The following is an 18,854-nucleotide window of genomic DNA, read 5'->3' as shown; positions in this document are numbered from 1 at the left end:
CGCCATTGGTGGTTACCTTCCTTTGCTGCGTTTGGCCGCGAGAAGTGCAGCCGCATCTTTGAGTGATCCCGATCTGCTGAGCTTGGCGCTGAGGGCCTGCAAATTGGTGTCGCCACGAGCCGCGCCGCCGGGCGCAGCGGTGCCAGGTCGCTGTACGGGCGGAAGCGGAGCGGGTGCGGGAACGGGCTTCGGCGTTTCCATGAGCAAGTCATAGCGCGCTGCTTTGACCAACAAGGCTTCGGCCGTTGCACGCGGGAATGTGGATTGATTGCTCACCGCAGTGAGGAACTGCTGAACGTCAGCGCCGCTCGCGTTGAGCATCTTGGGAATGTGCGCTTCGATCCTGGCCATTTCCTTTGCGGGAATGCCCTTGGTCATCTCGGCGAATCGAGCGTTTTCCTTCGCGGCGTATGCCCTGAATTCGACCTGCTCGCGCGCTGTCTTCTCTGCCTTGATCTGCTGATTTGCAGCTTCAACGCGACCAAGCGCTTGCAACTTGCTGATGGCCGAGTGAGCACGTCCCGGCGGCATGCTCTGAATCGCGTTAACCCACTCCGTGGTGGGAAGATTCTCAAATTCGGGAAAGTCGCCGAAAAGCGATGCAACCGCGAAATTCGTGGCCTGCGCCACCGCCGCTTCATGCTGCGTGCGCTGCGTCTCGGCGGCCGTCACACGCTCCGCAATCGCGTCGCGAACCTTCGGACTGGCCAGGGCGCGATCAACGTCAATTTCGGTCTCGATCTGCGGCTGTTGCGCCTCGGCCGGCTTCTCACCGCGCAGCTTGTCGATTTCCGCTTGCTGCGCTTGCGTGTCGTCGAGTTCCGCTTGTGCCCTGTCGGCGCCGCGCGCCTCGGCAAGCATCTCGGCAGCCTGGTCGGTGGTCAGCGTGACGTTCGGCGGCAAACCGGTGGTGTGCGTGATAATGGCCGACTCGGGACCGCTCAACTCCCGCAAGCGCTGTGCGGCTTCGTCCTTGGTCAGATCGTCTTGCGGCTCCGCTTTGGTCTCATCCTTGAACGGCACAAGGCCGGCGTCGCGTTCAAGGCCTTCGCGACCAAAAGCGGGCTCGGTGGTCACAGGGGCGAGTTCGGTGGTGTCGGTCATGGCTGCCTCACAAAAATGGGTGTTGGGGGTTTCGGTTGATTGGCGTTTGTGGTCACGGCTGCCGCCCCGACGCCGCTGCGCGCCAGCGTTTGCAAGAATTGCAGTTGACCAATGGTCCGCGTAACCATTGCGTTGAGCGCGGGACCGCTGATCGTCGCGCCGTTCTGCAACAGGATGTCAGCGATGGCTTTCCGGACGGCCGGCGTATTGCCGGTCAAGCCGCGGACTCCAGCATGCAGCATCGATCCGATAGCCGCGCTCCAATGGCCGGATGCAACGTGCATGACCGTTGTCGGATTGATGCCAAGGGCCTCGTGATCGGCGAGATTGTCGGCAGTCCGGGAGCCGCCGAGCGCCTGATTGCGGGTGGTGAACATCGTCTGTTCGCGAGCAATCCGACGCTGCATGAGGTCGTTGCCCGGCGCCATGGCCGCGGCTTCGTCGGTGAAGGCGTCATTGATGAGCGGCCGCGCCTTGTTCGCGCCAACCGCCGCACCTTGTGCCTGCGAAATCAGCGGGTCGGCGTAGCCGGTTCTGAAAGCCTGCTGACCGCGTGGTGAAAGAGCATTGAATTCCGGAATCGTATCCTCGGTTCGCCCGCGAAGCGCCGCAGTACGGCCGGCGTCGATCGCCTCGATGTTCCGGGTTGCGCCGGCAAAGTCGCGATTGGCCTGACGATAGCCGGACGACGCATTTTCCAGGGCTGCATCAAGATCACGCACCGCAGCACCGATGAGCCGCGCACGGTTACCATATCCGCTCTGCCGGGCGTTCTGCGCAGTGTCGGCCATGTCGCTGCGAATGCGCTGCACGGCCTCAAAGTCGTCTGGATTGACACGGGCAATCCGCTCGCGGAACGGGCGCAATATGCTCTCGACGCTGTCGTTCGGAGCATTCAGGGTTTGACCCGGTCCCGTTCCGATCGTCCGGTCAAGGTTGTTGAGGGTCGGCACCACGTCCACACGACCAGCGTCATTCCGCACCGCGCCATATGCTTCGTCTGCGATGGCGCCGCGTTCCGCCGTCATGGCGTCACGCAGGGCTTCCGGCGTCATTCGGCTGCCGAAACCTTCGGAGACCGCATTGGCTACCCGGCGACCTTGACCGGCCTGGCGTTGCTCCAATGCGTTCACGACGTCGGTTCTGCCTTCGCCTGGTGCGCGCGCGACCGACGACAGCATGCGCTGACCAGGGTTCCCGATCGCGTCGGCAAGAGTGAACTGTGGCTGACCTTCGGCGGCTGCCGTAGTGACGTCGCCAGCAATGTCGGCCGCCGGCCGGCCGCTCTCGCTGATGGCGCGCGCGACCTGGCGTTCCCCAGATGCCCGCGGATTGATCCGCGCCATGATACTGGAAATGAACGGGCTCACCGCGGCTTCCGCCGCCGGCATCGCGCCGCCGAGCACGCCGCCGACCAATGCGCCTTTCACCGGGTCTTCACCGCGCACCGCGGCATCAGTCCCGCCGAGCAAGGCGTTAGAGGTGGCACCCATGCCGGTACGAGCCGCAAAGGTGCCTGTGGCTCCGAACAAGCCCGGCGCGACACTGACGACCGGCGCCATAGATGCCACGCCGCCGGCCAGCTTCGCGCCGGTATCGATGACCGGATGCTGCGCCGCGAACTTGGCGTCGGTGCCTTCCTGGTCACGGAGCGAGTGCGCGTAACGCTCGCCGAACGTGGCCTCCGGCAATTGATCTTTCTCGTCAAAGAACCTGTTCAGGGCGGGCGCGAGCGCGGCATTCGTCGCGGCATCGGCCTTGTTGAGCAATCCGCCGACGATCGGAACGCCGGTGGCGAAGGATCTTCCGAGATTGTTAATCGAAACCGGATCAGCCTTCGGCGCCAGGTTCGCGGCGATGTGGTCGACGGTCGATTGCTGATCTTCCGGCGAGAGCTTCAAAAAACTGTCGTCGACCGTGACGCGCTGACCGTTGATGTCGAGAGTCGCCATTACTGCACCACCGACCATTTGATGCCGGTTGGCGCGGTCCCGGATGCGCCCGCGGCGCTGCCGGCTTTCAGCCACGCGTCGATTCGCTTTAGAACCGCCTGACCTTCGGGCTTGATGAGCGGACCAGCCTTGTCGGCGGCAATCTGACCCATGCCGGCAACGCGCTTTTCTTCGAGTGCATCAAGCGAACCGTGAAGCAACTCGGAAAGCTTCGCGATCTGTGCGCGCTGTTGTGCCGGGCTCATGTTCGGCGATAGGTTCTCTTCCCAGGCATGAATTTCGGCGTCGCTCATATTGGCGCCCTTGAACACCTTGGACATCTCTTCCGCAACCGCGTGCGCGTTGGTGCGGAATGCGCCAGGCTCGCCGCCGCCCGTGGCTTCGTTGAACTTGTTGCCGGCCCAATTCAGCGCGGGATAGTTGCCGTTGTGGAGCGCGTCAGCGGAGTCGAGCAGCGCATTCACATGGTGCAAAGTCTGGTTGGCGGAGCGCACCATCTCGCTCGATTTGCCCGCAGAAAAATCCTTCACGCCGGCAACGCGGCCGCTCCAATTCGTTTCATCAAAGGTCGGATCGTAGACCTGTGCGGCCGTCATCAAGTTCTGCCAATACGGCTTGCTCCGAGCGTAGCTGCTCGGCGGCGCCTGGCGCCCTTCGACCATCGCTTTCACTCTGCCGGCCACATCGGGCGGCAGCGTTGCGAGATATTCCGCACCGGTCTTCGACATATCGCCGAGTCCGCCGCTGTTCGTGGCACCGGGCGCGGCTGCGAGCGGCGTCATGGCGCCGGTCGCCTTGTTCATCCTGGCGAATGTCTTGTTTCCAAGTCCGTCCTGGCCAGTTTGCACGATGCTAAAGCTGTCGTTCTGCTCGGGCGTGTAAGCGCGGGTCACCTTGCCGTTACGATCGGCGACGTATCCCTGACCTAGCGGGGTCAACGTCTGCGGACCGAACTTCTGCGCGATAAGCGTTTTGCCGGCTTCTGGATTCAGAACGGCCGCCTGCGCCTGTTGTGGCGACATACCCGCATTGACCAGGGCTTGTGCCTGTTGCAGCAACAAGCGCTGCTGAACCGACTTCGCATCGTCCGGAGTTCCGGTGACCGCGCCATAGATCGAGCCACCTTGCGCGATGCTGTGCAGGGCGGCAGCGGCCTTGAGCAGCGGGTTTACGGGAGGCGCAGTCGGCGACGGTGCGTTGTCCACGGGCGCCGGAATGGCCGGCTGTGCGGCGATCGTCTCGCCCGTGTGCGGATCATGCTGCGGATAGTCAGGGAGAAAGCCGCTGCCGATGCGCGGCATGGAATAGTCGCCGATGGCCATCGGGGCATTCTGTGGCTGCGGCGCAGGCGTAGCGGCCGGCGGCATCGCCGCGTTGGCGTTCATCGGTGATGCGGGGAAACCCGCACCCGTGTTTGTCGGAGCCGCCGCGATCGACTGCAAAATGCGATCGATTAAGCCGCCTTGCGAAGGGGCGTAAGTGTTTGGATCGTAGGCGTCAAAAAGTCCCATCAGAGCAAACTCAACAGTCCGAGAATTCCGCTACCTGCACCGGCGGCAGCTTGTCCCAATCCGGCAGCCGCCGACGTTCCACCAGCGCCGGACGAGAATAGGCCGCCGAGTTGCGTGATGTCCGACAACAGAGATGGGTTGTAGGTGGTGTCCTGCGTGCCGGTGCCCGAGCGCGTCATGTTGAGGCCGGCAAGCGGGATACCAAGCTGCGCGAGCACTCCAAGATTCTGCGACGGAATGCTCTTAGCGAGTTCCTGCGCAGCGATGACGCTTTGCGGACCCCAATTGTTGGCCGTGAGCGCATCATTCGCAGCCGAAATGCCCGCCTGCGAATTGGCCACGCCCTGTTGATTCATCCCGGTGATCGCGTTCGCCGTGGTGTTGCCGGCACCGAACAGCGTATTCGCGGCCGCCATGCGGTTCGCGGTGTCGGTGTTCGCCTGGTTCAGGATGATCGGCGCTTCGCCCTGCGCGATGCCGCGCGCGAGCGTCTGCGTGTTCATGCCCGAGCCCGCGCGACCCGCTGCGGCAAACTGCCCGTTCACCTGGTTGGTGACGTCATCCTTGACCTGTTGCAGGGCTGCCTGAACCGGCGCGCTGGTGATGGTCGAATAGTTCGGGTCGACGTAGGGCGCCAAGGTGCCGTTCAGCGTCGACAGGTTCTGTCGCAGGCCAGGGACTTCCGCCGTGGCGTTGCCGCCGTTCAACAGCGTGGTTGCCGCGTTGCCGATCGCTGGCGCGTAGGGATTGCCAGCCTGGCCATTCGCCGTAAGCTGACTGATAGCGCCGTTCTCCGCCGCAGTCGTGCCCGAGTTCGCAATCAGCGGGTTTAGCTGATTGATGATCGATTGCACCGTCGGCGCGGTCGCAGTGCCGAACCCGTTTTGACTCTGCTGTGAACTGGTCGTGGTCGAACTGGATGAACCCATGGTCAGATGATCCGCATGATGGTGTTGCAGACAATCGATGGCTGCACGGTGATGAGAGGCGTGCCGGAGCCACCGGAAGCAGCGGTTTGACCCGAGACGGTGCCGGTCGAGTTGATTTGCTGAGTCTGGTTGCCGCTTGAACTCGCAAACATGCCGAGCGCGCCGCCAGTGCTGGCCGTCGATGACGTCGTACCAAAAGTCGATCGCACGATGTCCGCAACGGTCGACAGGACTGAAAGCGCGCCGTTGCTGACGGGAAAATTAACGGCCGGCAAATTTGCCTGCGCGATCGCGTGAGTTTGAGCGCCGCCGACGCCACCGAGATCGACAGAACTGAAAACTCCCGTACCAATCTGCGTTTGCCCCGGATCGCGCATAACTCCGACGCGGCCGGTCTTGTTCGGCAGATTGAATGTGGTCGTACCGTCTCCGGCGCCATAGAGCGTGCCGATCAGGTTGAACAGCGCCGAATACGTGGTCCGCGAGATGGCTTGTCCGGTGACGAAGGCAAACGAGCTATTCGGGGCAACTAACGACCAGTATTCCAGGCTGGCCCCGAGAGGGACGTTGTAGGGATTGCCGTAAAACCCTTGCAGATACCACGCATTGTCAGCGTTTTTGTAGGTCGCAACATAGGGCGTTCCCGCGATGAGCGTGCCGCCGACCAACTCCGTAGCCGGCGCGGTGCGCAACGGCTGCGCTCCGATCCCGTCGACGTTCAGAGAAACCGGTCCCTGACCATTGGTGACGTGCGGCGTGAAGGCGATCATTGCGCCGTCCATGTGTGGGAACGAATCGAAGACGCTGCTCGTCGCCAACGTGTAGGCGGTCGATGTGCCCGCGGTCACAATGAGACCGGCGATGTCGTCGCGATACTTGGCCGTTTCCGCCATCATGGCTCTGGCCGAGTCATTGATGGACGATGGCGCCTGGCCTTCAGCCCATCCGATTACAGGATCACTGTTTGAATTGAGGTTCGCGGTCTTTGACCAACGCCACCAAGGCATCAGGCGTGCTCCATGCTCTTGAGCACCACCGGATAGGTGCAGATGACCCGATCGGGCGTCCCGTACACGTCAACGAGCGTGTAATGAGGCTTCAGGCGCCAATGCGTGGCAGCGTCGAACGGCTCGGAGTCCTCGTGAACCACGGGCACCCACATCCGGTCGTCGGGCTTGGCAGCGAGGTAGCCGCCGATGGCCTTGATCTGATCATCCTCAATCAGAGCCCATCGCTGGTGACCGTTCTCGTCGCGGTCGGAGAGTTCACCAGCGCTGCGGGATGGAGCGGCCGGCAACGTGCCTTCGTCCATCGCATCGTTCGATTCTACATACGCCTTGATGATCGGCGGAAGATTGTCCTCATCGAAATCCTGAACATCGATGGGAGTGCCGTCTTCGAGGCAGGTGACCCCTACGAAACGACGGCGCCGCGGAGGCTCGCTGCGGAACGTACCTTCGAGCGTTGCCATTGTCACGGCAGCCTGGCGAAGCCAAGCACTGGCGGTCATCCGGCGCGCCCTGGCGGCCGCGCTGATCGCTTCGGATAGTTCCGACGGCAATCGCATTTGGAAAATTGTCACGGGCATCCTTCGGGCACTGAAAAACCCCTGCCTCTGGCACTCAGCCAAAAACAGGGGTAGTTGGGGACGTCGTTACGTTGTCAGTACAGCCTGAGTGCGATCGGTTACCGAAGTGACAATGCCTTTTGCGGCTCGAAACGGGGAATGCGGCGTGGGGTGACGTCGCAATGCGCTCAAATTCGCAACAAGATCAATCGCGTTTGGCGGATGCTGTATCCGCCGATGCCGGCAACTCGCCGCAGTACGCGCATAGGGCAGGGCTGCTTTTCTCGCACGCGCGCGCGAACGTGCCGCGCTACTGCGCCGCGGCTCCAAAATCGATCAGTTCGCCGCTCGGGCCGTACACTTGCAAGAGCGCATTGCGGCAGACCGATAGAACCTCATCTAGAACCGTTTCAGGGGGCCGCTGATCGTCTTTGCGAACATAGTCTTTGATCAGCCGCACCATTCGCCGAGCGATGTCCTGATCCATCCTGGACGGCAGCGGGCCGGGATCGTGCGTCAGCAGAGCCGGCGGTTTTGGCGCCGGATTCCGACCAGCCAACTCCGCTTCCAATTCGGCGATGCGCCTGAGCAGGGATGTCCGACCGTTGGGATAAGGGTTGCCGTTTTCGTCAAGGTCCGTGTCACCTGGTCGCAAAATGATGCGCGTGACCTGCGTGATCTTGTTTTGCTCCGCAAGCTGAGCCTGAGTGTCGATTTCCATCTGACGAGCCTCGATCGCTTCGGGCAGCTTGTCGCCGTAGCGCCGCGGGTTCAGTTTCATAATCAGGAACCGGATGTTTTCAGTCTTGACCCGACTGCGGGCGATCCATTCGTGGTTGCAAACGACTGTTCCGCGCTCATTGACCACGCTGTCATTGGACGTGTCCCATGCAATGTCGATGAGGTCGTCGGCGAGCGAGTCCGTTCCGTCTCGTCGCGCCTGATCGTACAACCGCCGTCGGCCGTCATCGTTCTTTATCCAGCGAAGCACGGTGTAACGATCGGGCATTTCCGGATCGCGACAGATTTGCTTGAGCGTCTGACCATCGGCCAAGCGCTCGCAAATTGCTTCGAATATCTCACCTGTGAACGTGCTCGGCCGTCCCATCACTCAACTCCTATTTGAACTTCACTTATCCGTTGATTTGATCCTGCGAAGCGTCGCGACGCTCTTCGATCCGTATTTTCCATGGTGAAATGATCGCATTCGCTAAGGCTTTGATTTTGTGCTGTAGCCTGTAGCGTCCCCGTCCCTTTGCGTATCTCGGATACGAGTCCGAAGCGTATCCACACCGTCCCCCATTCCTTTAGGATGGGGACGTGGGGACGAGGGGCGCATACGGCGGACAAGGTGGTATTTGTCCAGGGATTGGATTTTCGCTTTTGATCCGCACAAGGCCGTTCGGTTCATCAATTAAATGTTGAGTTAAGCCGTCGCGCAGTTTCTTGAACGCGCTGCGTGGGTTCTTCGCTTTGAGGTTCAGCAAACCCGCCTCAGACAATTCGGCCTTCCAATAGTCGACATGGACAGCGCCGTTCTGTCCGCGCGCAGCAATGGCCCGCTTGAGAGCGTCGAGCGCCTGCGCATATCTGATGGTCAGCACTTGCGGATCGCCCGCACGTGCTTCGCTGGTCAGCGTAGCGGGGTCGTAAGGCGCAAGGATGCCGACCATGAAAGGGTCTGGTGTAACGACGCGTTCGCCAAGCATGACGGGCGGCCGCTGGACTGTGAATTCCTGCGCTTCGAACGTCGCCAGGGTGACACCTTCCGGACCATCGTTGGCTTTTTCCACCTTTGCGGTTTTGACGCTGCCGGCTCCATAGATTTTAACAGCCAAGTCGACGTGCGCCCGACGTGCGTTGGAACCGCGCTCGCCGGCTTCAATATTTTTGCCCGTGTGACCCACACTGGCGCAATGGAACGAGCTATAATGACGCTCTCGGATTTTTTTGACGTGCGTCGCAGCACAGTTCTGCACTTCCGCCAAATCTTCCTTTTGTCCACCGAGGCATTTTGACCACGTGTCGAAGATCACAAGACCAGTCGAGCACTTATGCTCCTGTTCGAACGCCAGGATCGTGTCAGAGATTTGCGCGACGCAACTCGGGTCCATCAGGTTGACCGCCGCGTCGACAACGGCCACCGGCAAATCGAGGGGCAGATTTTCCCGCATGATATACGCCGTCAATCGGCGCCGGGTCAGTTTCGCGCGCTCCGTGGCGAAAATGATCGCGCCGCGACGCACCGGAGTATCGTCGTCTCCGACTAGGACGTCACGGTTAAACTCGTGATCTCGCCAATCGCGGGCGGCCGCGACATGTAATGCAATTTCGGCCATTAGGGTGGACTTGAGCCCGCCCGATGGTCCCCACCAACTGGAATCCTCTTCGAGAGCGATTACACCTTTGATCAGCCACGTCTTGGGGTCTTCGTTAGCGAAGTCGGCGAAGGACTTGAAAGGCAGGGCATCGACGGGTACCGGTTCACCGGTATCTTCCCGGTAGGTAACGCCCTGGTCGACGTAGGTTTTGATTTCCTTGCCGTCGTCGTACCATTTTCCATTTCTTAGAAACATGAGGGCCATGTGCCGGTGTGCGGCTGTATGATCCCCCCGAATGCAAAGCGCTTGATTTTTGAGGCCAGTTGCGTTATTAAACCGACTGTCGAGACGGTCCACCAACGAAATGCAGCCCCGGTCGCGCGCCAACGCGGTCGGGGTTATTGTTTAGGCGGCTTCGATTTCGCGAGCCGATCGCCATTCGGCGTATGCTTCACGGCTGATGCGGCGAGCGCTCCCAAGGGGATACGTCCGCGGGGCTTTGCCTTGCGCTTGAAGCTTGTAGAAAAACGCGCGCGAAATCTTCTCGGCAGCACAGAATTCGTTGATCGTGAAAGACTCGTCCATTCTCTGGGCTCTCGACATAGCGAACCGTGCGCGGAAGCGACGCATTCGCGGGTTGAACAATAATGAAGAGGGAAGCACGACACCTGACTGGGTCGCCGTGCGTCCATATGCGTAACTACGCGCCTCAAAAGTTATCGAATCTAAAACGAGTTTTGCGCGTCAGCCGCCGCTGCAATGGGCCGCCCATGTCGTCATAAGTTCGCGGCGCTTGGCCAGGGCGGTCGACCGCCGGTAAGCCGCTTCCGTTTCATCGTCGACCGCGTGGGCCAGTGCCATCTCGGCGATATCCCGTGGGAAGCTGGTGCAGTCGCCGGCCCAATCGCGGAAAGTGCTGCGCATGCCGTGGGTCGTCGCAACTGAGTCCGTGTGGCGAGCGATGCAGTTTGACAGTGTGACGTCACTGACGGGTCGGAACGGAAGCTGAGCCAAGGCAAGGTCCGTCAGCGGCACTTTGTGCTCACGTTCGGCCTTCATACGGGCAGCGGGGATCGTCCAAAGGTCGCCTTTCACTTCCCTGGCCACGTCCATTTCGTCGGCCTCGTTGAACCGACAGGCTGTCAGGATGATCCAACGCAGCATGCGCGCGCCGTCGCTGGTGTCGCTCGCCAACGACTGCCAGAACTGCGGCATTTCCTCGTAGGGCAGGGCCGGGTGGTGCTTCACTTCCGACTTGCGGCGCCGCGCAAGCACCTGGTCAAGATGACCGCGCCACAGCGCCGGGTTCTCGCCGGTTCGAAGCCCTTCGGCCTTGGCGGCGTTCAGGATCGCTTCAATTCGGCCGCGGACGCGCCGTGCGGTCTCTTTCTTCACGTTCCAAATGGGGCGGAGCACTTTCAGCACCGATTCCGTGTCGACATCGGGGACCGCGATGTGCCCGAGGATCGGGTACGCATAATCGCGCAGGCTATTTGACCATTGCTGCCGGTGCTTCTCGTTTTTCCAGCCAGCCTCTTTGCCCGCGATGAACTGCTTTGCGTAGGCTTCAAACGTGATGGTGCCGGTGGCTTCCGCCTTCGCCTTGGCACGCTCGGCTAGGCGATGCTCGATCGGGTCGACGCTGTTCCGGATCAGCGCGCGCGCCGCGCCGGCCGCCTCACGTGCCTGTGCCAATCCGATGTCGCGAAGGGGGCCGAGACCCATGAACCGCTCTTTGTCGGTGACGGGTGATTTGAATCGGAAAATCCAACTCGCGTTGCCGTTCTTGTCGACGTCGAGTCTGAGCCCATCACCGTCGGCAAGTTTCTCGCCGGGTTTCGCGTGCTTCACGCGCACGGCCGTCAAAATTCCCATCTGACTATCTCCAAAAGTGTCCGCCTAAACCCACGTCGCAACCCACGTCGGCGACGTAGATGCCGGTTGACACGCGAAGATATTGGGCGGCACGAAAATGAAGATTTTCGTTACGGCGCAATGGCTTAGGTGTCAGGGATGGACGCGTATAGACACTGATGGATTAGCAGGTGGCGGAAGGGGTGGGATTCGAACCCACGGTACCCTTGCGGGCACGCCGGTTTTCAAGACCGGTGCCTTAAACCACTCGGCCACCCTTCCGGATCATTGGATCAGGCCCTTAGCGTAGGGTGACGCCGAACGCAACGCGAACTTGGCGAGAACACCGGAGCGAAGTGGGCCGTTTGCCCGGTCCATCAGCAGCGAACCGACTGAATTTGAGCGCGAGGACAACCCGGCCTTCAGCCGATGCAAGGGAGCCGAGGCTGCAGCAATTGGCCACGGGTCATCGTTGCATGCATGCAGCACGGTTGACCGCGACCGTCGCCGTTGGCCATCATGATGTCCATGAAGCGCGTTCTCTTCCTTTGCACCGGCAACTACTACCGCAGTCGATACGCAGAGGAGCTGTTCAATCATCTTGCGCGCGGCGAAAACCTGCCGTGGCGCGCCTCCTCGCGAGGCGCCGCTGAACGGGGCTCGCCCGACAATGTCGGCGCCATGTCGGTGTTTGCTGATGACCGGCTTCGCGCCAACGGCATCGTTCCGGAGGGCGCAACGCGCGATCCGCAGCCATGTTCGTTGGCTGACTTCGACGGCGTGGACCTGGTGATCGCGCTCAAGGAGGCCGAGCATCGTCCGCTGATCGAGCGGCGGTTCCCCGAGGTCGCCGACAAGGTGACCTATTGGCATGTGCACGACATCGACGTTGCCCATCCCGCGGATGCGCTGCCGATGATCGACGAGCTCGTCCGCGAGTTGGTTTCATCGCTCAGGTAATTGGTTCGCGCTTCAGGAAGATCGCCAGCGCATATTCTGCCGGGCGTGCGAGCCTGCCGCTGATGCGTTCGAGGTCATCGACGGCGACGATCTCGAGGCGGCCTTCAGTGACCCTCAACCGGTCGATCGGCACGTCCCGCGCGAGGAACACCGCGCCGTGCAGGGCGCCGCCTGGCGCCGAATAATCCGGTCCGAAATAGCGACCGATCAGCTCAAAACGTTCGGGCGGCAAGTAGTAGCCAATCTCCTCGTGGATTTCGCGCACCACGCATTCCAGGAAGGTCTCGGTGCCCTCCCGCCGCCCGCCAAACAGGCTGATCTTGCCGGGATCGGAAACGTGGGGAAGGTCGTCGCGCAGTTGCATCAGCAACCGGCCATCCGTGCTGACGAGCAGCGCAGACGTTCCCTCTCTTACTCCGCCGGTCATTCGCGAATCCTCTCGCTGGGAAGGCGGAGGATGCGTCAGGACCGGGTCTGGGAGAAGACGGCGGATCTGCCGTGCGATCATAGCAGCCGAGCACTTGCCTGGGTGATATCGCCAGCACTCTAAGGCTGAAGCCGGGGTTCGGGCGGCGAGAAATGAGGTGAGCGTAGCCGACGCTTGTCGCATGGGCGCAGACGGCGCCCAGGACATCAAATGTTCAGCCGAAAGCGAAGGCCAGCAGGCTCGAGCACAGCAGCACGAGGCTTGCTGCGGTCAGGGTTAGAAATCCGTCGGAGACCAAATCGTGATTACGCATGACACACCTGCTTTCTACCGATGCTCATCCGAATTGATTAAAGCTTTCCGAACATTCGCTCCTGGAAAGAGGTGACGCGTCTTTCCGCCTTCAACGGACTGTCAGGCCCGGTACCGATAGCCTTCCACGGCATGCGCCAAGAAGATCGCCGCACTCACCAAGCCCATCACCGCTGTAACCGTCTCGATCATCGCAAACTTCCTTTGCGCCCCACGTCCGAGAGAAAACGATTGCAGCCTTGCACAGTCAAAAAGATTCAATTGTTGGAATTGAAGATGCCCCCCGACTGATGATTTGCTGCAACAGTGTGTCTGATCGCGGGACAGGCGAGGGCGTTTTGCGCGCGCGGGAGGTCCGTCGAAGGACGGAGGAGGCGCAACAGACCATTCACCAAGACGCCACCGCCCGATGGCTCTCCCCATTTCCGCCGTGTTCCGGTTGCGATATCTTCACCATCCGGTGCGGAGGTGGGCCGCACAGTGACAGAATCGATCCCGACGCCTCGCAGTAGGCGCGGGTCCGGGCAGAATGGTACTTGGGGCAGATGGGGATTAGACGGCCAGATTCGATGATCCGGACGGCGCGCGGCGCCGCCGCGGTGGCCACGTGCCTCGTCCTCGCCAATTGTGCCTCCTCGAACCAGTTCGCCAGCCGGGTCGATCCCAAATACGGCGTGTCCTCGAGCCCGCGTGTGGTGGCGCTCGGCGACCCCGTGCCGAAGGGCGGCGGCAGCTACCGCATCGGCAAGCCCTATGTCGTCGCCGGCCGCACCTATGTGCCGGAGGAAAACGAGAACTACCACGCCGAGGGCATGGCGTCCTGGTATGGCGATGATTTCCACGGCCGCCTGACCGCCAATGGCGAGGTGTTCGACATGGGCTCGCTTACGGCCGCCCATCCGACCTTGCCGATGCCGAGCTACGCGCGCGTCACCAATCTGAGCAACGGCCGATCGCTCGTCGTTCGCGTCAACGACCGCGGCCCGTACCACGGCAACCGCCTCATAGACGTCTCGAACAAGGCCGCCGAACTGCTTGATTTCAAAGGCAATGGCGTCGCGCGCGTCCGCGTCGAATATGTCGGCCGGGCGCCGCTGGAAGGCTCTGACGACCGCCAGCTGATGGCGACCCTGCGCACCGGTACGCCGGCGCCGTCCCCGTCGATGGTCCGGGTCGCCTCGGCGCGGCCGTTCGTGCCGGAGATGTCGTCCTCGTCGGGCCGAGTCCGGGGCGATGTCCCGCTGCCTGAAGGGCGGCCCTACAGCCTCGGCAACACCCAGTCCGACTACGCCTCGGTCAACGCCACCTCGGAAATGTCGGCCTCGAGCCGGTCACACCGCCGTGTGCCGAACAATCCGCGCGAGGTCTCCTACGAGGGTGACGCGCGCTACGCCGCGGCCCCGAGCCCGGCGGCGGCCTATGTGCCGATCGACGCGCGTGGACCGGCCGAAGTGCTGAGCGGGCGCGGCCTCTACTGAGGCAAGCCGTTGCGAATCAAGCTTTTGGCCTGATCATTTCAGAAATGCGATCAGCGCCGCGTTGACCTCGTCGGGGCGCTCCTGCTGGATCCAGTGGCCGGCGCCCTCGATGATCAGCTTCTGCCGCAGGTTCGGCAGCACGCGCTCCATGTCCGCAACCCGCTTGGCACCGATCAGCCCGGTAATCACCGAATCGTTCGAGCCGGCGATGAACAGCGACGGCTGATGGATCTGCGCATCCTGCCAGGGCGCGGTCAGCTCCCAATTGCGATCGAGATTGCGGTACCAATTGAGACCGCTGCGGAAGCCGGACTGCCGGTAGCCCTCGGTGAATTCGGCGATGTCGACCTCGGTCAGCCAGGCCGGCAGCGGCATTCCGGTCGGCAGCTTGCCGAGGAAGCCCTTGGCTTCGTCGACGAACATCGAGCTCGGATCGGAGACGCCGCGCCCGAGCACCAGGCGCATGGTGTGGGCGATGTCGCGCTCGAACTCGGCCTCCGCCACGCCCGGCGGCTGGAAGTACTGCCAATAGAAATTGGTGATGCCGCTCTCGCGCAGGGTCTCCAGTGGTCGGCCGCGGCCACGGAACGGCGGCGGCACGCTCAGGCCGGCGACCTTGGTGAAGATATCAGGACGGAACAGGGCCGCGTGCCAGGCGACCGGCGCGCCCCAATCGTGACCGACGATCATCGCCTTCCGCTCGCCGAGCGCGGCCACCAGCGCGACCATGTCGCCCACCGTATCGAAGATCGTATAGGCGCCGACATCGGCAGGCGCGGTGGTTCGGCCGAAGCCGCGCATGTCAGGGGCTGCGACCCGAAAACCTGCCGCGGCGAGGGCTGCGAGCTGGTGCCGCCATGAGTAGGACAGTTCCGGCCAGCCATGGCAGAGCACGACCAGTGGGCCTTGCCCGGCCTCACGCACGAACATGTCGATGCCGTTGGCGGAAATGGTGCGGGAGGATGACATTCGCGTTTCCGCCTTGTTTGCCGGTTCTGCTGTCGTTCGCTGGTTCCAAGGATACGGGCGTTCAGCGCGGCGGGCAATCCAGTCGGCCGTGTACAAGCGGCGAAACCTCAGTTGTTTGCGATACTTCCAGCTGTTAGAACGCAGTCTTTCAGGACATCGCCGATGGCAGCCCAGATCGCAATTCCCCGCACGTCGTTCGCTCGCGCCGGGCGTTCTTGGCGTAGCTTGGTCGCGGCCGCGGTCGTGCTGGCGATCGGCTGTGGCGGGGTGGTCTATGCCGCCAATAACAGCGTCCAGGGCGCCAAGAAGGAAGATGGCGGGTTCGATGGCGATGCGCCGACCGCGATCCTGGTCGAGGCTTCCTCGGGCAGCGTGCTGTTCGAGAAGAATGCCGATGAGCTGCGCGCGCCCTCCAGCATGATGAAGCTGATGACGGCCGAGGTGGTGTTCGACGCCATCAAGAAGGGCGACATCAAGCTGACCGATGAGTACCGGATCAGCGAGAACGCCTGGCGGCGGGGCGGGGCGCCGTCCGGGACCTCCACGATGTTCGCGGCGATCAACAGCAAGGTCTCGGTCGACGATCTCCTGCACGGTGCGATCATCCCGAGCGGCAACGACGCCTGCATCGCGCTGGCCGAAGGCATCGCCGGCAACGAGCATACCTTTGCGACCGACTTTATGACCAAGCGCGCCCGCGAGCTCGGCATGACCAAGTCGACCTTCGGCAATTCCAACGGGCTGCCGGACCCGACCAACAAGATGACGGTGCGGGAACTCGCGGTGCTGGCGCGTCACATCATCCTGACTTACCCGGACCGGTACAAGCTGTTCGGCGAGAAGGAATTCACCTGGAACAAGATCCGCCAGCAGAACCGCAATCCGCTGCTGAATGCGTTGCCCGGCGCCGATGGCCTGAAGACCGGCTACACCAAGGAAGGCGGCTACGGCATGGTCGGCTCGGCCGTGCAGAACGACACGCGGCTGATCGTCGTGGTCAACGGCCTCGAGGATTCCGACGACCGCGCCACCGAAGCCAAGAAGATGCTGGAATGGGGGTTCCGCAGCTTCGAGACCCGGGTCCTGATCGCGGCCAACCAGCCGGTCGGCTACGCCCGGGTGTTCGGCGGCGAGACCCGCTCGGTCAAGCTGGTCAGCCCCGATCCGATCAAGGTGATGGTGTCGAAGAACGGCAACGACAAGCTGCTCGCGCGCGTCATCTATAGCGGCCCGGTCAATGCGCCGATCACTGCCGGCCAGCAGATCGGCGTCGTCCGGGTCTGGCGCGGCGCCAATGTCGCGATGGAGACTCCGGTGTTCGCGGCGGATGCCGTCGGCACGGGATCGACGATGCGCCGCGCGCTCGACGGCGCCCAGGAGCTCGTGATCGGAATGTTCCGCGCAGGGGTCGAGAAGCTCTGACATGGCGGAAGCAGCAGTCCAACGGCCGAGCTTGCGCGGTCGCTTCATCACCTTTGAGGGCGGCGAGGGATCGGGGAAATCGACCCAGATCCGCAAGCTCGCCGAACGGCTCGATGTCGCCAAGCTGCGCGCGATCGTGACCCGTGAGCCCGGCGGCTCGCCCGGGGCCGAGATCATCCGTCACTTGGTACTGTCGGGGATGGGCAAGCTGCTCGGGCCGGAAGCCGAGACGCTGCTGTTTGCCGCCGCGCGTGACGACCATGTCCGCACCGTGATCCTGCCGGCGCTCAACCAGGGCATCTGGGTGCTGTGCGATCGCTTCTTCGATTCCACGCGCGCCTATCAAGGCCAGCTCGGGCAGGTGTCGCCCGGCCTCGTCAATGCCATGCAGCGCGTCACCATCGGCGATCTCAAGCCCGATCTCACCTTCATCCTCGATGTGCCGGTCGAAGTCGGACTGCAGCGCGCCGCCCTGCGCCGCGGCAATGCCACGGCGGATCGCTTCGAAGCCGAGGGCATCAAGTTCCATGAGGATTTGCGTGATGCCTACCGCCGGATCGCGGCTGACGATCCACAGCGCTGCGTGCTGATCGACGCGACGGGCGATCCGGACACGGTCGCGGCGAGGATATGGGCCGCGCTGCGCGAGCATCTGCGCGCAACGCTCACGGCAGACAGTCCCGCATGAGCGCACGCAAGGTCGAACAGGAGAACCCCGCTCGCCACCCGCGCGAAACCCCCGATCTGTTCGGGCATCGCGAGGCGGAGACCGCACTGCTCGATGCCTATCGCAGCGGACGAATTCCGCATGCCTGGCTGATCGGCGGCGCGCAGGGCATCGGCAAGGCAACGCTGGCCTACCGCATGGCACGGTTCGTGTTGGCGTTCCGCAATCCTAAATCGTCCCAGGTTCAGGCGGCGCCGACGCTGCGGGTCGATCCGTCCGATCCGGTGGCGCGCCAGATCACGGCGGGCGCCCATGGCGGGCTGCTGGTGCTGGAGCGCGGCCTCAACGACCGCGGCGTGATGCGCACCGTGATCACGGTCGACGAAACGCGCGAGACGATCTCGTTCTTCGGCTCGACCGCCGCGGTCGACGGGTGGCGCGTCTGCATCGTCGACACGGTCGATGAGCTCAATCCCAATGCCGCGAATGCGCTGCTGAAAATCCTCGAGGAGCCGCCGCAGCAGTCGCTGTTCCTGCTGGTCAGCCACGCGCCGTCACGGGTGCTGCCGACTATTCTGTCCCGCTGCCGCAAATTGCTGCTGCGGCCGCTGGAGACGGGCGATGTGGTGCGCGCGGCCACGGCCGCAACCGACATCGAGGTCGACGATCCGGCGCTGGCGGAAGCCGCGGCAGCATCCGAGGGCAGTGTCGGGCGAGCGCTATCGCTGCTCGGCGGCGACGCGCTCAAGCTGCAGCAACGCACCGCCGCGCTGCTCGCAACGCTTCCGAGCGTCGATCCGCGCGAGCTGCACGCGCTGGGCGATGCGCTCGGCACCAGCGACCGCGTCGCGCTTGCCGCTTTCATCGACGGCATCGATCGCTGGATGAGCGAGCGCATGCGAACCGGCGATGCCAATGCCAATCTGCCGCGCCTTGCACGGCTGGCGGAGGTATGGGAAAAGATCGTCCGCGCCGCGCGCGATACCGAAGCCTACAATCTGGAGCGCAAGCCGCTGGTTTTCTCGGTGTTTTCGATGCTCGCGGACGCGACCCGATAAACACATCGTCTGACGACACTCCCGACAATCAAGCTTCGATCTGAAGGAATTTGTGGTGGCCAAGAAGGCTAAGAAGAAATCGTCCAAGAAAGAGGACAAGAAAGCGAAGAAGGCCCGGAAGGACGCTGCAAAGCAGACGGCTGCGAACACGCGCGCGACCAAGGGCGGTGCGAAGGCTAAATCCGGCAAGAAAGACACCAAGAAGGCCGCTAAGAAAGTTATCGACGAGGAGCGCAAGCGCGCTAAGAAAGTCGCGAAGGCGGCGGCCGACAAGAAGGCGCAAGACCGAGCGAAGAAAGCCGCCAAGAAAGCTGCCGACGCGG

Annotated in this window: 17 protein-coding genes, 1 tRNA gene and 1 pseudogene; 6 read left to right on the top strand and 13 right to left on the bottom strand. The window is 62.6% G+C overall.

What is annotated here, in order from left to right:
- Window positions 1-12 precede the first annotated feature (12 nt).
- From H8B02_RS11810 to H8B02_RS11760, 11 genes are all read right to left on the bottom strand, one after another.
- A complete protein-coding gene (locus tag H8B02_RS11810) occupies window positions 13-1,104 on the bottom strand; it encodes a hypothetical protein (RefSeq protein WP_229166398.1) in 1,092 nt (363 codons plus the stop codon).
- Entirely contained in the window at window positions 1,101-3,056 is a 1,956-nt protein-coding gene (locus tag H8B02_RS11805) for a hypothetical protein (RefSeq protein WP_229166397.1), read from the bottom strand. The genes H8B02_RS11810 and H8B02_RS11805 overlap by 4 nt, the downstream gene beginning before the upstream one ends.
- Complete coding sequence (locus H8B02_RS11800; RefSeq protein WP_229166396.1) at window positions 3,056-4,567, bottom strand: hypothetical protein; 1,512 nt, start codon at window positions 4,565-4,567, stop codon at window positions 3,056-3,058. The genes H8B02_RS11805 and H8B02_RS11800 overlap by 1 nt, the downstream gene beginning before the upstream one ends.
- Window positions 4,567-5,496, bottom strand: a complete 930-nt coding sequence (locus H8B02_RS11795; protein ID WP_229166395.1) for a tail fiber domain-containing protein — start codon at window positions 5,494-5,496, stop codon at window positions 4,567-4,569. The genes H8B02_RS11800 and H8B02_RS11795 overlap by 1 nt, the downstream gene beginning before the upstream one ends.
- A gap of 2 nt (window positions 5,497-5,498) precedes the next feature.
- Entirely contained in the window at window positions 5,499-6,503 is a 1,005-nt protein-coding gene (locus H8B02_RS11790; protein ID WP_229166394.1) for a phage tail protein, read from the bottom strand.
- Window positions 6,503-7,078 (bottom strand): hypothetical protein, encoded by a 576-nt coding sequence (locus tag H8B02_RS11785; RefSeq protein WP_229166393.1) that lies wholly within the window; start codon window positions 7,076-7,078, stop codon window positions 6,503-6,505. The genes H8B02_RS11790 and H8B02_RS11785 overlap by 1 nt, the downstream gene beginning before the upstream one ends.
- 295 nt (window positions 7,079-7,373) lie before the next feature.
- On the bottom strand, window positions 7,374-8,171 hold the full coding sequence (locus tag H8B02_RS11780) for a terminase small subunit-like protein (RefSeq protein ID WP_229166392.1): 798 nt from the start codon (window positions 8,169-8,171) through the stop codon (window positions 7,374-7,376).
- Window positions 8,172-8,370: 199 nt separating this feature from the next.
- On the bottom strand, window positions 8,371-9,648 hold the full coding sequence (locus H8B02_RS11775; protein WP_229166391.1) for an AAA family ATPase: 1,278 nt from the start codon (window positions 9,646-9,648) through the stop codon (window positions 8,371-8,373).
- Between the two features lie 141 nt (window positions 9,649-9,789).
- Window positions 9,790-9,969, bottom strand: coding sequence for a transcriptional regulator (locus tag H8B02_RS11770; protein WP_229166390.1), 180 nt, complete (start codon window positions 9,967-9,969; stop codon window positions 9,790-9,792).
- A 159-nt stretch (window positions 9,970-10,128) separates the two neighbouring features.
- Window positions 10,129-11,259 carry a tyrosine-type recombinase/integrase gene (locus H8B02_RS11765; protein WP_229166389.1) on the bottom strand — a complete coding sequence of 377 codons (1,131 nt, stop codon included), beginning with the start codon at window positions 11,257-11,259 and terminating at the stop codon, window positions 10,129-10,131.
- A 171-nt stretch (window positions 11,260-11,430) separates the two neighbouring features.
- A tRNA-Ser gene (locus H8B02_RS11760) sits at window positions 11,431-11,520 on the bottom strand.
- A 246-nt stretch (window positions 11,521-11,766) separates the two neighbouring features.
- Here H8B02_RS11760 and H8B02_RS11755 point away from each other — a divergent pair.
- Window positions 11,767-12,198 (top strand): arsenate-mycothiol transferase ArsC, encoded by a 432-nt coding sequence (locus tag H8B02_RS11755; protein WP_229166388.1) that lies wholly within the window; start codon window positions 11,767-11,769, stop codon window positions 12,196-12,198.
- Here H8B02_RS11755 and H8B02_RS11750 read toward each other — a convergent pair.
- On the bottom strand, window positions 12,191-12,625 hold the full coding sequence (locus H8B02_RS11750; protein ID WP_229166387.1) for an NUDIX domain-containing protein: 435 nt from the start codon (window positions 12,623-12,625) through the stop codon (window positions 12,191-12,193). The two genes, H8B02_RS11755 and H8B02_RS11750, sit on opposite strands and share 8 nt — an antisense overlap.
- 857 nt (window positions 12,626-13,482) lie before the next feature.
- Between H8B02_RS11750 and H8B02_RS11745 the strand changes: the two genes are divergently transcribed.
- The gene (locus H8B02_RS11745; protein ID WP_376711643.1) at window positions 13,483-14,415 is read left to right on the top strand and encodes a septal ring lytic transglycosylase RlpA family protein; all 933 of its coding nucleotides are present in this window, start codon (window positions 13,483-13,485) and stop codon (window positions 14,413-14,415) included.
- Between the two features lie 33 nt (window positions 14,416-14,448).
- On the opposite strand, the gene H8B02_RS11740 is transcribed toward H8B02_RS11745, so the two are convergent.
- Entirely contained in the window at window positions 14,449-15,384 is a 936-nt protein-coding gene (locus tag H8B02_RS11740) for an alpha/beta fold hydrolase (protein WP_229166385.1), read from the bottom strand.
- A 162-nt stretch (window positions 15,385-15,546) separates the two neighbouring features.
- On the opposite strand from H8B02_RS11740, the gene H8B02_RS11735 reads away from it, so the two are divergent.
- From H8B02_RS11735 to H8B02_RS11720, 4 genes and pseudogenes are all read left to right on the top strand, one after another.
- Window positions 15,547-16,806, top strand: coding sequence for a D-alanyl-D-alanine carboxypeptidase family protein (locus H8B02_RS11735; RefSeq protein WP_229166384.1), 1,260 nt, complete (start codon window positions 15,547-15,549; stop codon window positions 16,804-16,806).
- Window position 16,807: 1 nt separating this feature from the next.
- Complete coding sequence (gene tmk, locus H8B02_RS11730) at window positions 16,808-17,494, top strand: dTMP kinase (protein ID WP_229166383.1); 687 nt, start codon at window positions 16,808-16,810, stop codon at window positions 17,492-17,494.
- Window positions 17,491-18,531 (top strand): DNA polymerase III subunit delta', encoded by a 1,041-nt coding sequence (locus tag H8B02_RS11725; RefSeq protein ID WP_229166382.1) that lies wholly within the window; start codon window positions 17,491-17,493, stop codon window positions 18,529-18,531. Before tmk ends, H8B02_RS11725 begins: the two co-directional genes overlap by 4 nt.
- Before the next feature lie 55 nt (window positions 18,532-18,586).
- Window positions 18,587-18,854: pseudogene (locus H8B02_RS11720) on the top strand (methionine--tRNA ligase); the annotation flags it as partial.

Source organism: Bradyrhizobium altum, assembly GCF_020889705.1.
GTDB classification, from domain to species: domain Bacteria; phylum Pseudomonadota; class Alphaproteobacteria; order Rhizobiales; family Xanthobacteraceae; genus Bradyrhizobium; species Bradyrhizobium altum.
Note: the sequence above shows the minus strand (reverse complement) of the source record. Positions and strands in the feature narration are given on the sequence as shown.